We start from the raw sequence: 14,474 nt of genomic DNA on the forward strand, positions 1-14,474 counted from the left end.
GGCCGGGCTCGCGCCGCACCCCTCGCCACGGCCTCCGCTACGACCGTCGCTCGGTGGTGACGATGAGGCAGACGCCCGCGACGACGACGGCGCCGCCGAGGGCGATCGGCCAGGTCAGTGCCTCGTCCAGGACGAGGGCGCCGAGGAGGACGGCGACGACGGGGTTGACGTACGCGTAGGTGGCGACGAGCGAGAGCGGGGCCGACTGGAGGAGCCAGGCGTACGCCGTGAACGCGATCAGGGAGCCGAAGACGATCAGGTAGGCGAGCGCGGTCCACGAGCGGGTGGAGACGGCGGCGAGGTCGAGGCCCTGCTGTTCGCCGCGGACCAGCCCGAGGGCGAGGCCCCCGAGACCGCCCGCCACCATCTCGTACGCGCTGGCGGTGAAGGGGTTGGCGGGCATGGGGATCCGGGCGGAGGAGAAGGACCCGACGGACCACATGACCGTGGCGACGATGACCAGGAGGACGCCGCTGATCCGGACGTCGCCGCTGAGGCCGGGGAGGGTGAGGACGGCGAGGCCGACGAGACCGAGGAGTACGCCGGTGACGGCACCGGCCCCGGGGCGCTCGCCGTACGCGGCCCGCAGGACGACGACCCAGGCGGGCACGACGGCGATGAGGAGGGCGGCGAGGCCGGAGGGGACGGTGGTCTCGGCGAGCACGACGAGGCCGTTGCCGCCGAGGATGAGCAGCAGACCGACGACGACCGCGGAGGCGAGTTCCCGCCGGGTGACCTTGAGGGCCCTGGGCCCCTGCCGCCAGGCGATGAGCGCGGCGAGGATCAGCCCGGCGGTGACGAACCGGGCGCCCGCGGAGAGGAACGGCGGCATCGTCTCGACGACGATCCGGATCCCGAGGTACGTGGAGCCCCAGACGACGTAGACGATCCCGAGCGCGACCCACACGCCACCGGAGATCCGGCGGGGCGGACGGGGGGCGGGGGCGTGGGGGGCGCCGGAGGCGGACGTCTGGACCTCGGAGGCCGGATCGACGGCGGGGCTTGTCATGAGCAGGAGATTAGGCACTTCCCGCCCCGAGTGCCAGGAATTCTGCCCGGCATCGGGCAGGGGAGCGGGGTGTCGACGGGGCCGGGGGCCCAGAGGCGGGGGCGGAGGTGGACGGGCGCTGAGGGCGCCGATGGAGGCGAGGGGGCCGGGGGGCCCTGAGGCGGGGCCGGAGGTGGACGGCCGCTGAGAGCCCCGACGGGGGCGAGGGGCCCGGGCGGCCCTGGGGCGGGCGGAGGTGGACGGCGCCGACGGCGCCGACGGCGCCGGCCCGCCGTGAACGGCCGTCCCTCCCCTCAGCGCGTCTCCGGCGCGTCGGCGCCCGTCGCCTTCAGGGCCAGCCAGAGCTCCATCCGGACGTCGGGGTCGTCCAAGGAGCGGCCCAGGATCTCCTCGACCCGGCGCATGCGGTAGCGGAGCGTGTGGCGGTGGACGCCCAGGTCCGCGGCCGCCGCATCCCACTGGCCGTGGCGGGAGAGCCAGGCGCGGAGGGAGGCGACCAGATCGCCGCGGCCGGTGGCGTCGTGTTCGTGCAGGGCGCGGAGCATGCCGTCCGCGAAGGCGCGGACGGCGTCGTCCGCGAGCAGCGGCAGGACCGAGCCCGCCGCCAGGTCCTCGTGCTCGACCAGCGCCCGTCCGCGCCGCCGGGCCACCGAGAGCGCCTGCTCGGCCTGCTTGTACGCGGCGCCCGCGGCGATCGGCCCCGTCGGGGCCGAGAGGCCGACGACGACGCCCGCGTCCTCCGCCTCCCGTTCCGCGTACGCCGCGCAGGCGATCACGACCGCTCCGCCGTCCCCCGCGAGGACGACCAGCCGGCCCTCGCTCTCCGGTACCGCCAGAACCGTTTCGCCCGCCCGGGCCGCCGCCGATTCCAGCGCGTCGGCGAGCGCCGGAAGCGGCGGCTCCTTCTCCGGCTCCCCGGCCGATCCCGTCGCCTTCGTGGATCCGGTCGCCCTGGTCGACCGGGTCGCCTTGGTCGAGGCCGATCCGCCGGAACCACCGGACCCGCCCGACCCGCTGGACACCTCCGCGATCAGCAGCCGGAAGGGGGCGTCGAGCAGTCCGCCGTACAGGTCGCCCGCGACGGCCCGCGCGTGGTCCGGCTGCCCCGACAGCATCATCCGCAGCACGGCGGCGCCGAGCCGCCCCTCCGCCGCCTGCAGGGAGCGCGAGCGCTCCGTCGTGAGCGTGAGCAGAGCGATGGCGGAGTGCACGGCGTACCGTTCCGCCGTCCCGAGCGGCGCCCCCGTGCCGACCGCCAGCGCGCCCCTCACCCGCCGTCCGGTGCCGAGCGACTGCAGTTCGACCCGGTCGTCGGTGCCCCCGACCACCGCGCTCGCGGGCGCCGGCCGGTCCCGCAGCCGCTCGACGTCGGGTGTCAGCCGGGCGGCCCGGCGGGCCGCCCACTCGGGGGACGCGGCGAGGACGGTGCCCGAGGTGTCGTACATCGCCACCCATCCGTCCACGTGCGCCGCCAGCCGCGCCACGACCGCGTCCGGGCCCTCCGCGAGCGCCGCCCGGGTGAGCTCGCGCTGCGCCTCGAAGCCGGCGGTCACGGCCCGGTACTGGTCCGCCGCGATCGCCGCCGACACCGCCTTGCTGATCGCCAGGAACGGGGTCCGCCGGGGCACCTCCAGGAGCGGCAGCCCCTCCGCGCGGGCCGCGTCGAGGAGCGCCTCGGGAATGTCGTCGTAGTTGACCCCGATGGCGAAGCCGAGCCCCACGACCCCGGCGGCGAGCAGCCTCCGCACATAGCGGTGCATCGCCTCGGGGTCCTCGGCGTCGAGGGTGAGCGCGGTGGTGAGCAGCAGTTCGCCGCCCTCCATGTAGGGGACGGGGTCGGCGAGCTCGCTGACATGGGCCCAGCGCACGGGGGTGTCGAGCCGGTCCTCACCGGCTCGGACGGTGAGCTTGAGCGCCGAGTGCTGGACGAGTGAGGCGAGGGTGGGCGGCATTGGGGACCGTCGGACCTTTGAGCGAGGGGAGGCCGCTCAGCCGAGCGGCGCCTCCCGATTGTGCCAGGGCCCACCGGGTCCCGCGTGGGCTCGGCGCCGACCCGCCGCCGGACGGCCGGAAGGCACGACGGGAGTGCCCGGCGCGCCTTCCGTACCGCCCGCTCCCGTACCGCCCGCGCGCCGCCGCCTCAGCCGCGCAGGTCCACCAGCAGGGGTGGCGTGTGCTCCCCCCGGACGTGCGCGAGGGAGAGCACGGCGTGGCCGGCCGGGACCGCGTGGGCCAGGTCGGAGGCCGACCACCGCTCGCGTTCCACTTCCCGTACGGTCACGGCCTCGGCCGTCGCCGCCTTGCCGGTCACCACCCGCCGCATGAAGTGCAGGGCCTTGGTGAGGGGCTCGTCGGAGATGATCTGCCGGTTGGTGACGTCCCTGGTCTGCACCCATTCGGTGCCCCAGGTCTCGGCGAACCGCCCGCCGTCCCACGGCGCGATCCCGGCGAACGCCATCCGGCAGCCGACCGCGCCGAGCAGCGCGCCGCGCAGCGTCTCGGGGACCTCCTCCAGGCTGCGCAGCGCGAGGACGACCCCGGCGTTGGCCGAACGCAGCCGCTGCACCGCCCGGACCGACTCGCCGGTGACGGTGTACGAGGCGTCGTCCAGGACCAGGCAGGCGAAGAGCGACCGGTCGCGGCGGGCGAGGGCGGCCTCGGCGAACTGGGCGAGCAGCAGCCGGGAGACGATCCGGGAGGCCTCGGCGTGGCCGCGCTCGGGCAGGTCGACGCGGACGCGGAGCGGGTGCTCGACGGCCCGGAGGGAGAACTGCCGCTCCTGTCCGTCGGTACGGAAGAAGCGGGCGAACGCCGGCCGGTCGAGGAAGGCGATCCGCTCGGCGAGCAGGACCCCGACGTCGTCGCCGCGGGTGGCCTGGCGGGCGCGGGCGTCGAGTTCGCGCAGCTGGGCGGGGTCGTCCGCGACGGCCTCGCGCAGGGCGTCGAGGGCGTCGGGCGTACCGGCCAGCAGTTCGCGCAGCTCGGGAACGGCGGGGAAGCGGCGGTACGCGCTGTGGAACGGGCCGAGGAGCTGGGCGAGCGCCGTGGCGGCCCGGCGGCTGTCGGCGGCCAGGTCGCCGACGAGCGCCTCGCTCAGGATCCGCGCCGCCTCGTCGGGGTCGTCCGCTCCGCCGTACAGGTCGAGGTCGTGGGTGGAGTCGGGGCGTCCGACGGCGACGACCACGTCGAACGCGTCGTCGGGGCCGACGGCGGTGCCGTGGGCGGTGACGGCGATGACGGCCGCCCGGTTGGCCAGGGCCTGCAGGCAGAGGGACTCCACCACCGGCCGTACGAGGCGGACGGTCTTCCCGGACCCGGCGGGGCCGACGGCGAGCAGCGAGGTGCCGAGGAGGCCCGGCTCCAGGGCGACGCCCGTGGTGCGGCGGGCGTAGGGGTTGCGGGGGTGGTCGGCGGCGGTGCCGATGAGGACCTGCGCGGTGGCGAGGTCGTGGGTGGCGGTACGGACGGGCAGGTCGCGGACGCCCGAGGGGTGGGCGCAGGCGGCGGCGCCCCGGGTGCGTACGGCGTCGGCGAAGGCGGCGAGCCGCTCGGGCCGGGCGCGGACGCCCTGCCAGGCGCGTCGGATCCGGGCGTAGTCGACATCGCCGAGGGTGCCCCGGCGGGTGGCGTCGGCGAGGGTGCTCGCGGCTTCGGTGAGTCCGGCCTCGCGCAGCTCGGGCCACTCGGCGGGGTCGGCGGCGGGCGGGGGCGGCGGCTCGTCGGCCGGGTCGGCCGTGCCGAGGCGGCGGCGGACGGCGGGCCAGGTGCCGACCCGGGTGACGGCCGCGGCGACGGCCACGGCGAGGAGGACGTAGTAGAGGTTGGAGGCCCAGGTCAACCAGGTCACGACGTCGCGGGGCATGTCGTTCCAGACGCCCTGGACGAGGACGAAGAGCGGCCAGAGGGGTACGCCGTACCGCAGCCAGACCTCGCGCCAATTGCCGATCCGGCCGAAGCCGACGGCGAGGAGGGCGAGGACGACGGCGTCCCAGAGGTAGGTGGCGGCGGCGAACCACTGGACGTGAGGGCTGTGCTGCGACTGCCACGCGTCGGGGACGAGGAGGGTCATCGGCAGCAGCCACCAGTCGTCGACGAAGATCCACCACCCCTCCAGATAGCCGTTGAAGAGGAGCGACCAGAGCAGCCAGCCGCAGAGGTAGGCGACGAAGGCGCCGGTGAGGAGCTGCCGGCCGGGCACGAGGTCCGGCTCCTCCTCGGGGCGCTCGCGGTGGCCGAGCCGCCAGACGCCGGGGGCGGCGGCGGGCCGGGGCACGCGGAGCCAGTCGGCGACGGCGGGGCGGGTGACCGGGGCGTGCCGTGGCATCGAGGGCGAGCCGGCGGGCGGCGTGGCGAGCGCGTGGGGGTGCGGGTGGTGGGGGCCCGGCTCCGCGTTCGCGTCCGCGTCGGCGTTCGGGTCCGGATGCGGGTGCGGCGGGGACGGGTGCGCGGCGGAGCCGTCGGCCGCCCCCGGTGGCGCGGCCGGCATCCGCGGGGGCGTCGCCGGGCGGGGCACGGGATTCGCCCGTGTGCCGCGTGCGTCGAATGTGCCTTCGGAATCCATGAACCGCTGCCCCCTGACCAGCCAGGCCCGCCTGTGCACGGTCAATCTAGTGCCCCCACGGGAGTGAGTTCAGCGACTCGCGCCGGTGTCGTGCGCGGGCGCCTATGTCCGCGACGGACAACGACACACCCCGCAACACTCCCTATCGGCGCATGCCCGCCGCCCTCCCCCGCACCTAGCCTGCGAAGAAACCACAAGTGCGTCCAGAACATCCCAGGAGCCCCGCATGAACGCTGTCCCGCAGGAGCGGCGCGTCGTCACCGCCATCCCCGGCCCGAAGTCGCAGGAGCTTCAGGCCCGCCGCCTCGACACCGTGGCCGGTGGCGTGGGCTCCGTGCTGCCCGTCTTCACGGCGAAGGCCGGCGGCGGCATCATCGAGGACGTCGACGGCAACCGGCTGATCGACTTCGGCTCCGGCATCGCCGTGACCTCCGTCGGCGCCTCCGCCGAGGCCGTGGTCCGCCGCGCCGCCGCGCAGCTCGCCGACTTCACGCACACCTGTTTCATGGTCACGCCGTACGAGGGGTACGTCGAGGTCTGCGAGGCGCTGGCCGAGCTGACCCCGGGCGACCACGCCAAGAAGTCCGCGCTCTTCAACTCGGGCGCCGAGGCCGTCGAGAACGCGGTCAAGATCGCCCGCTCGTACACCAAGCGCCAGGCCGTCGTCGTCTTCGACCACGGCTACCACGGCCGTACCAACCTCACCATGGCGCTGACGGCCAAGAACATGCCGTACAAGCACGGCTTCGGCCCGTTCGCCCCCGAGGTCTACCGCGTCCCGGTCGCCTACGGCTACCGCTGGCCGACCGGTGCCGAGAACTGCGGCCCCGAGGCCGCCGCCCAGGCGATCGACCAGATCAGCAAGCAGATCGGCGCCGAGAACGTCGCCGCGATCATCATCGAGCCGGTCCTCGGCGAGGGCGGCTTCATCGAGCCGGCCAAGGGCTTCCTGCCGGAGATCGTGAAGTTCGCCAACGACAACGGCATCGTCTTCGTCGCCGACGAGATCCAGTCCGGCTTCTGCCGCACCGGCCAGTGGTTCGCGTGCGAGGACGAGGGCATCGTCCCCGACCTGATCACGACCGCCAAGGGCATCGCGGGCGGCCTGCCGCTCGCCGCCGTCACCGGCCGCGCCGAGATCATGGACTCCGTGCACGGCGGCGGTCTGGGCGGCACCTACGGCGGCAACCCGGTGGCCTGCGCCGGCGCGCTCGGCTCCATCGAGACGATGAAGGAGCTCGACCTCAACGCCAAGGCGAAGAACATCGAGTCGGTCATGAAGGCGCGCCTGTCGTCGATGGCCGAGAAGTTCGACTCCATCGGTGACATCCGCGGCCGCGGCGCCATGATCGCGATCGAGCTGGTCAAGGACCGCGCCACCAAGGAGCCGAACCCGGAGGCCGCCGGCGCGCTGGCCAAGGCCTGCCACGCCGAGGGCCTGCTGGTGCTGACCTGTGGCACCTACGGCAACGTGCTCCGCTTCCTTCCGCCGCTGGTCATCGGCGACGACCTGTTGAACGAGGGCCTCGACATCATCGAGAACGCGTTCGCCGGAATCTGATCGTTCGACACCTGGTGTGAAGAAGGTGTGGGGGGCCGATGGCGGGATGGGAATCCGGCTGTCGGCCCCCCATTCCGTGGCGTACGGTTTCTGCAGATGAGAGAAACACCCCGCTCGCAGGAGACTGCGGGCGACAACAGGGCGGAGCCTCCCCAGCCCCGCCTTGACCGTGCCCTCGCGCACACCGCTGGAGCCTCGCGCTCCGGAACTCCTCACCGATCGGATGGCCGCCCGCCCCACACCCCCCGGGGCGCGCGGCAGCCCGGTCAGGCCGACCTCCCCGGAACAACCCCCCCTGTTCCGGGGAGGTCGGCTGTCTTCTCGGCGGTCGTTCTGTTCGCCGTCATCACCTGGCAGGTCGTCGCGGCGGGCCCGCTCGCCCGCCTCGACGAGCGCCTCTCGCGCTCCCTCGTCGACCTGGTCCCCCGCCGGCTCTCCGAGCTCGGTGCCGACCTCGGCAACATGACGGTCGCGCTCCCCGTCCTCGGCGCCGCGATGGCGTACGCGTTCCGGCGCGGCCGACGCTCCCAGGCCCTGGCGGCGGGCCTCACGATGGCCCTCGTGCCGCTGCTGGTCATCCCCCTGAAGGAGTGGACGGCCCGCCCGGGCCCGCTGGAACCCTGGGCCGCCGGCTACTACCCCTCCGGCCACACGGCGACGGCGATGGTCGCCTACGTCAGCGCCGCATTCCTGGTGTCGCGCCGCCTGATCCCGCTCGCCGCCCTCCTCACGGCCCTGACCGGCACCGCCCTGATCCTGCGCGGCTACCACTGGCCCCTGGACGTCCTCGCCTCGGTGGCCCTCTGCCTGCCCCTGCTCACCTGGCCCGCCCTCGCGGCGCGGTACGCCGCCCGGTCACGCGAGTGACCGCGGCGCGCGGAGCACGGGAACCGGCCGCGCGGGCATCCGCGCGGCCGGCCGTGTCCCCGTCGGCCTCCTGACCGCGGTTCCTCTCCCGGTCGTCAGCTCCAGGTGTACGCGTCGAAGTTCCGGCTGAACTCCCAGGCGTTGAAGCGGTCCCAGTTGATCGACCACGTCATCAGGCCGCGCAGCGCCGGCCAGGTGCCGTGGGTCTGGTACGAGCCGCAGTTCGTCTTCTTCGTCAGGCAGTCCAGGGCCTTGGCCACTTCGGCCGGGGCCGTGTGGCCGTTGCCCGCCTGGGTCGAGGCCGGGAGGCCGATCGCGACCTGGTCGGGGCGGAGGGCCGGGAAGACGCGGTCGGTGTTGCCCGCGACCGGGAAGCCGGTGAGCAGCATGTCGGTCATCGCGATGTGGAAGTCCGCGCCGCCCATGGAGTGGTACTGGTTGTCGAGACCCATGATCGGGCCCGAGTTGTAGTCCTGGACGTGCAGCAGGGTGAGGTCGTCGCGCAGGGCGTGGATGACCGGGAGGTAGGCGCCGGCGCGCGGGTCCTGGCCGCCCCAGGGGCCGGAGCCGTAGAACTGGTAGCCGAGCTGCACGAAGAAGGTCTCGGGGGCCATCGTCAGGACGAAGCCGGAGCCGTACTTCGCCTTGAGGGTCCTGACCGCCTGGATCAGGTTGACGATCACCGGGCTGGTCGGGTTGCGGAAGTCGGTGTCGCCGGTCTGGAGCGAGAGGGAGTGGCCCTCGAAGTCGATGTCCAGACCGTCGAGCCCGTACTCGTCGATGATCTTCGAGACGGAGGAGACGAAGGTGTCGCGGGCGGCCGTGGTCGAGAGTTGGACCTGGCCGTTCTGGCCGCCGATGGAGATCAGGACCTTCTTGCCCGCCGCCTGCTTGGCCTTGATCGCCGCCTTGAACTCGGCCGGCGACTCGACGTTCGGGCACTCCGTCGCCGGGCACAGGCTGAAGCGGATGTCGCCCGAGGTCACCGAGGTGGGCTCGCCGAAGGCGAGGTTGACGACGTCCCAGGAGTCGGGGACGTCGGCCATCCGGGTGTAGCCCGAACCGTTGGCGAAGCTGGCGTGGAGGTAGCCGACGAGGGCGTGCGCGGGCAGTTGGCCGCCCGGGTTGCCGCCCCCGCCGGTGGCGGTCGTCGCGGTCACCGTCGCCGACTTCGGGGACTCGCCCGCGCTGTTCACGGCCGAGACCTGGAAGCCGTACGAGGTGGCGGGCGTCAGGCCGGTCGCGGTGGCCGCGGGGCTCGCGACGGTGAGGATCCGGGAGCCGCCGCGGTAGACGTGGTAGGAGGTGGCGCCCGGGACCGGCGACCAGGTCAGCGGGACGCTCGACGAGGTGGGCGTCCCGGCCGTCAGACCGGTGGGGGCGGCCGGGAGTTCGACGGGCGTGCCGCCGGGGCCGACCAGGCTCAGGTCGTCGGCGTGGTAGGCGGCGGTGCCGTACCAGCCGTGGGTGTAGACCGTCACCGCGGTCGTGGCGGCGCCGGTCCGGAACGTGGTCGTCAGCCGCTGCCAGTCGGCGGCGGACGGCGTCCAGGTGGAGACGTCGGTGGTGCCGGTGCCGGACGCGCCGAGGTAGACGTACCCGCCCCGGACCCAACCGCTGAGCGTGTACGCGGAGTTCGGCTGGACGGCGACGGTCTGGGAGCACCGGGCGTTGTCGCTGCCGGCCGGGGTGGCGCGCAGCGCCTTGCTGCCGCCGTGCACGGGCGAGGAGACGACGGCGCCGCTGCCCGCCGTACAACTCCAGCCGTCCAGGCCGGACTCGAAGCCGCCGTTGCGTGCGAGGTCGGCGTCGGCGGCCTGGGCCGCGGGGGTGAGGGCGACGAGTCCGCAGGCGGCGAGCGCGCCCGCCAGCAGGAGCGTGAGAGGTCTGGTGCGGGCCACAACTGCCTCCGGATAGGGGGGAATCGAGGGGGAGCGCGCCACAGCATGGTCCAGACCAATCGAGTGGTCAAGACCTCTGACCCCCTTCCCTCCCCGCCAGACGGCCCGCCGCCTCGTGCATCGCCAGTTCCAGGAGCGAGGCGTCGTTGAGCGTGCCACTGCCGTCCGGCGGCACCAGCCAGCGCACCCCGCCGACCGCGCGGCCCGGGTGGGGCACCACGATCCAGGTGCCGCGGCCCGCGCCGCGCACCCCCGTCCCGAGCCAGCGCGAGGCCGTGCCCGGTGGCACGAAGAAGCCCGTCCGGGCGTCGCCGAAGTCGGCGAGGACCGGCCCCGGCCGGTCCACCAGCCGGCCCAGCACGTCGAGCGTGGGGCGACCCAGCTCCCGGGGCAGGATCAGCACGTCCCACCGCTTCCCGGCGGGCAGCAGGGCGATGCCGAGCGGGTTGCGCTCCCACTGCCACCGGCAGGCACCGGGATCCGGCGCCGCCGACGCCAGCCACTCCACCGCGGTCTTGGCCGCCCCCGAACCAGTCATGGCCAACGGCCTCCCTTCCATGTACGGACACGTCGTCCACACGCAGAGAGCGGGGTCGGTGACGATCATTACGCGGGTTCGGGCCGCCGACCGGTAGTGAAGTGGGTCACAGGGCGGCGAGTGGTGTGCGCGAGGGGCGCACACCCGGCGCACCGGTACCCGTCGGGCGCGCCCGATCGGGTGGACAGCCGGGGACCGGGTCGGCGGCTTCCGTGGTCCGCCGTCTCCCGCATGGTCGTATGGGCCTCCGCACCGCGCCCACCACCCCGGGAGTGTCCCCATGCCGATCCCGCCGTCCCCGGGTCACGCGACCGGAAGCTCCCGCAAGAAGGGCGTGCTGTGGCGGCTCGGCGCATGGTCGGCACGCCACTTCGTCCTCGTGATCGTCGGGTGGATCGTCGCCCTGGCCGGCCTGCTGGCCCTCGAGCACGCGTTCGGCGGCGAGTACTCGGACAACTATTCGCTGCCCGGCACCCAGTCCGCCGAGGGGCTCGACGTGCTCCGCGCGCACGAGCCGGCCGCCGGCGGCTACAGCGCCCAGGTGGTGCTGCACGACTCCGCGAAGCCGCTCACCGAGGTGAGCGACCAGGTCTCCCAAGCCGTCGCCTCCCTCGGGAAGCTGCCGGACGTCCTCAGCGCCCAGAGCCCGCTCCCGGCGCCCGGCGCCACGCCGCCGAGCGTCCCGGCGGGGACGCCGAACCCCGGCCCGCTCTCCACGGACGGCAAGACCGGCTACATCACGATCCGTTTCAGCGTCCAGCCCTCGACGTTCGGCGACTCCTACCTGGACGGTGTCGACACCGCCGTGGAGCCGCTGCGCGCCGCCGGGGTGGAGGTCGAGTACGGCGGCACGCTGGGCGAGCTGGCCCGCCCGGAGGCGAACGACCGGCTCAGCGAGGCGATCGGCTTCGGGGTCGCGATCGTGGTGCTCCTGATCGGCTTCGGAAGCGTGCTCGCGGCCGCCCTGCCGCTGGTCACCGCGCTGTTCGCGGCCCTCTGCGGACTCGCCCTGCTCGGGCTGCTCGCCGCCGCGTGGACCTTCGCGACCGTCTCCCCGACCCTGGCGACGATGATCGGCATCGGCGTCGGCATCGACTACGCGCTCTTCCTGATCACCCGCCACCGCCAGCTGCTGATGAACGGCGTCGATCCGGTCACGGCCGCCGGAGCGGCCACCGCCACCAGCGGCCGGGCGGTCCTCGTGTCGGGCTGCACGGTCATCATCGCCCTCTCCGGCCTGTGGGTCTCCGGGCTGACCTTCATCGGCCTGCTCGGCCTCGCCGCGACCTCCACCGTCGTCACCGCCGTCCTCGGCGCGCTGACGCTCGTCCCGGCGATGCTCGGGCTGATCGGCCGGCGGATCGACACCCTGCGGGTACGCGCCCCCATCGCGGAGACCGACGTCCAGGAGGGCGAGGAGCACGGAACCTGGCACCGCTACGCGCTGCGCGTCGAGCGGCGGCCCTGGTGGTTCCTGGCCGCGGGCGTCGTCGTGCTCGTGGTGCTCGCCATTCCCATGTTCTTCATGCAGCTCGGGCACATCGGCGACGGCGCCGACCCGAAGTCGTTCACCGACCGGCGCGCCTACGACCTGATGTCCTCGGCCTTCGGACCCGGCTCCAACGGGCCGCTGACCCTGGTGATCGACCAGACCTCGGTGCCCGCCTCCGACCGGTCCGCTCTCGCCTCACAGGCCCAGAAGGCGCTCACCGGCGTCCCGAACGCCGCTCTGATCACCCCGCTGACGCCGACCTCGGACGGGGACGTCCTGCTCGCCACCGCCTACTCGGTCGCGGCGCCGCAGGACGAGCGGACGACGGAGCTGAACAACCACCTCGTCGACGACGTCCTCCCCCAGGCCGTGACCGGCACCCAGGCCTCCACGTACGTCACCGGCACCACGGCCGCGCAGGTCGACTTCCTCGACATCGTCTCCAGCCGGCTGCCGCTGATCATCGCCGTGGTCGTGGCCCTGGCGTTCCTCGTCATCCTGATCGTCTTCCGCGGGCCGCTCGTCGCCGCCAAGGCCGCCGTCCTCAACCTGCTCTCGATCGGCGCCTCCTACGGCGTGGTGGTCGCCGTCTTCCAGTGGGGCTGGGGAGGGCCGGCGCTCGGCGTCTCCGGAGACGTCCCGATCGAGAGCTACGTGCCGATGATGATGTTCGCCATCGTCTTCGGTCTGAGCATGGACTACGAGATCTTCCTGCTCTCCCGCGTCCACGAGGCCTGGCTGCGCACCGGCGACGCGAAGGCGAGCGTCGCCCACGCCCTGGAGATCACGGCCCGCGTCATCACCTGCGCGGCGCTCATCATGGTCAGCGTCTTCGCGGCCTTCATCGTCAGCGACAACATCGTCATCAAGATGATGGGCCTCGGCCTGGCCGCGAGCGTGCTCATCGACGCGACGGTCGCCCGGCTGCTGCTGGTGCCCGCCGTGATGACGCTGCTCGGGCCGAAGGCCTGGTGGACCCCTCGCTGGCTGGACCGGATCCTGCCGCACCTGGACACCGAGGGCGAGGGCGCGCTGGCGGACGTGGCCGGGAACGGGACGGCGGGGCCACGGAAGGCTCCGTGACCCCGGCCGCCGTCAGCTGTCGAAGCCGAGGCCCAGGCGGTCCATCGTCCGCAGCCACAGGTTGCGGCGGCCGGCGTTCTCGTCCGCGCGGGCCAGGGACCATTTGGTCAGGCCGATGCCGGCCCAGGCCAGCGGCTCGGGCGGGAAGGGCAGGGGCTTGGAGCGGACCATCCGCAGCTCGGTGCGTTCCGTGCGCTCGCCCGCCAGCAGGTCGAGCATCACGTCGCCGCCGAAGCGGGTCGCGCCCACGCCGAGGCCGGTGAAGCCGGCCGCGTACGCGACCTTCCCCTGGTACGCCGTGCCGAAGAAGGCGGAGAAGCGGGAGCAGGTGTCGATCGCCCCGCCCCACGCGTGGCTGAAGCGCACCCCCTCCAGCTGCGGGAAGCAGCGGAAGAAGTGTTCGGCGAGCGTGAGGTACGTCTCCGGGCGGTGGTCCATCTCGGCGCTGACCCGGCCGCCGAAGCGGTAGATCGCGTCGTAGCCGCCCCACAGGATCCGGTGGTCGGCGGTGATCCGGAAGTAGTGGAACTGGTTGGCGCTGTCGCCGAGCCCCTGGCGGTTCTTCCAGCCGACGGCGGCCAGCTGCTCCGGGGTGAGCGGTTCGGTCGTCAGGGCGTAGTCGTAGACGGGGACCGTGTAGTGCCGGACCCGCTTGACCAGCGACGGGAAGACGTTGGTGCCAAGGGCGACCCGGCGGGCGACGATCCTGCCGTAGGGGGTGCGGACCCCCATGCCGGCGGCGAGGGAGACCAGATCCAGGCCGGGGGTGTTCTCGAAGATCCGTACGCCCAGGTCGAGGCAGGCCCGCTTCAGGCCCCAGGCCAGCTTGGCCGGGTGGAGCATGGCCACGCCCCGGCGGTCCCAGAGGCCGCCGAGGAAGGTCGGCGAGTCGACCTCCGCGCGGACCGCCTCGCGGTCCAGGAGTTCCAGTCCGTCCGCGAGGCCGAGCCCGCGTGCCTCCTCGTACATCTCGGCCAGTTCGTCGACCTGGTGCGGCTCGGTGGCCACGTCGATCTCGCCGGTGCGCTCGAAGTCGCAGTCCAGGGAGTAGCGGGCGACCGCCTCCTCGATGGCGTCGAGGTTGCGTGCGCCGAGCCGCTCCAGGGTGGCGAGTTCGCCGGGCCAGCGGGCGAGCCCGTTGCCGAAGCCGTGGGTGAGGGAGGCGGCGCAGAAGCCGCCGTTGCGGCCCGAGGCGGCCCAGCCCACCTCGTGGCCCTCGATGAGGACGACGTCCCGGTCCGGGTCCCGCTCCTTGGCGAGGAGCGCGGTCCACAGTCCGCTGTACCCGCCGCCCACCACCAGCAGGTCGCACCGCTCGGTGCCGGTGAGGGCGGGCAGGGCCTCCGGCTTGCCCGGGTCTTCCAGCCAGAAGGGGACGGGCCGGGCCTCGGAGAGAGATCGAGCGGCTGCACTACGCATGGCGACTGGGGCCATGGTTTCCAACTCCTTCAGGGCTTGCTCA

The 14,474-nt window shown here is 73.8% G+C and carries 9 protein-coding genes; 3 read left to right on the forward strand and 6 right to left on the reverse strand.

From position 1 onward, the window contains the following. Nucleotides 1-37 precede the first annotated feature (37 nt). The 3 genes from ACFZBD_RS10440 to ACFZBD_RS10450 form a co-directional block, all read right to left on the reverse strand. Complete coding sequence (locus ACFZBD_RS10440) at nucleotides 38-1,009, reverse strand: EamA family transporter (protein WP_391138722.1); 972 nt, start codon at nucleotides 1,007-1,009, stop codon at nucleotides 38-40. A gap of 293 nt (nucleotides 1,010-1,302) precedes the next feature. Continuing rightward, the gene (locus ACFZBD_RS10445) at nucleotides 1,303-2,961 is read right to left on the reverse strand and encodes a PucR family transcriptional regulator ligand-binding domain-containing protein (protein ID WP_391138724.1); all 1,659 of its coding nucleotides are present in this window, start codon (nucleotides 2,959-2,961) and stop codon (nucleotides 1,303-1,305) included. Nucleotides 2,962-3,149: 188 nt separating this feature from the next. Continuing rightward, a complete protein-coding gene (locus tag ACFZBD_RS10450) occupies nucleotides 3,150-5,495 on the reverse strand; it encodes an ATP/GTP-binding protein (RefSeq protein WP_391138726.1) in 2,346 nt (781 codons plus the stop codon). 301 nt (nucleotides 5,496-5,796) lie between these two features. On the opposite strand from ACFZBD_RS10450, the gene gabT reads away from it, so the two are divergent. Continuing rightward, complete coding sequence (gene gabT / locus ACFZBD_RS10455; protein ID WP_391138728.1) at nucleotides 5,797-7,131, forward strand: 4-aminobutyrate--2-oxoglutarate transaminase; 1,335 nt, start codon at nucleotides 5,797-5,799, stop codon at nucleotides 7,129-7,131. Between the two features lie 96 nt (nucleotides 7,132-7,227). Continuing rightward, complete coding sequence (locus tag ACFZBD_RS10460) at nucleotides 7,228-7,998, forward strand: phosphatase PAP2 family protein (RefSeq protein ID WP_391138730.1); 771 nt, start codon at nucleotides 7,228-7,230, stop codon at nucleotides 7,996-7,998. Nucleotides 7,999-8,093: 95 nt separating this feature from the next. Here the strand turns inward: ACFZBD_RS10460 and ACFZBD_RS10465 are convergent, their stop codons facing one another. Both ACFZBD_RS10465 and ACFZBD_RS10470 read right to left on the reverse strand, forming a co-directional pair. After that, the gene (locus ACFZBD_RS10465) at nucleotides 8,094-9,899 is read right to left on the reverse strand and encodes a carbohydrate binding domain-containing protein (protein ID WP_391138732.1); all 1,806 of its coding nucleotides are present in this window, start codon (nucleotides 9,897-9,899) and stop codon (nucleotides 8,094-8,096) included. Between the two features lie 67 nt (nucleotides 9,900-9,966). After that, complete coding sequence (locus tag ACFZBD_RS10470) at nucleotides 9,967-10,437, reverse strand: hypothetical protein (RefSeq protein ID WP_391138734.1); 471 nt, start codon at nucleotides 10,435-10,437, stop codon at nucleotides 9,967-9,969. 280 nt (nucleotides 10,438-10,717) lie between these two features. On the opposite strand from ACFZBD_RS10470, the gene ACFZBD_RS10475 reads away from it, so the two are divergent. Beyond that, on the forward strand, nucleotides 10,718-13,012 hold the full coding sequence (locus ACFZBD_RS10475; protein WP_391138736.1) for an MMPL family transporter: 2,295 nt from the start codon (nucleotides 10,718-10,720) through the stop codon (nucleotides 13,010-13,012). A gap of 12 nt (nucleotides 13,013-13,024) precedes the next feature. On the opposite strand, the gene ACFZBD_RS10480 is transcribed toward ACFZBD_RS10475, so the two are convergent. Next, a complete protein-coding gene (locus ACFZBD_RS10480; RefSeq protein ID WP_391138738.1) occupies nucleotides 13,025-14,446 on the reverse strand; it encodes an FAD-dependent oxidoreductase in 1,422 nt (473 codons plus the stop codon). Nucleotides 14,447-14,474: the final 28 nt, after the last annotated feature.

The organism is Streptomyces sp. NPDC008121 (assembly GCF_042957155.1).
In the GTDB taxonomy this organism is placed as follows: Bacteria; Actinomycetota; Actinomycetes; order Streptomycetales; family Streptomycetaceae; genus Streptomyces.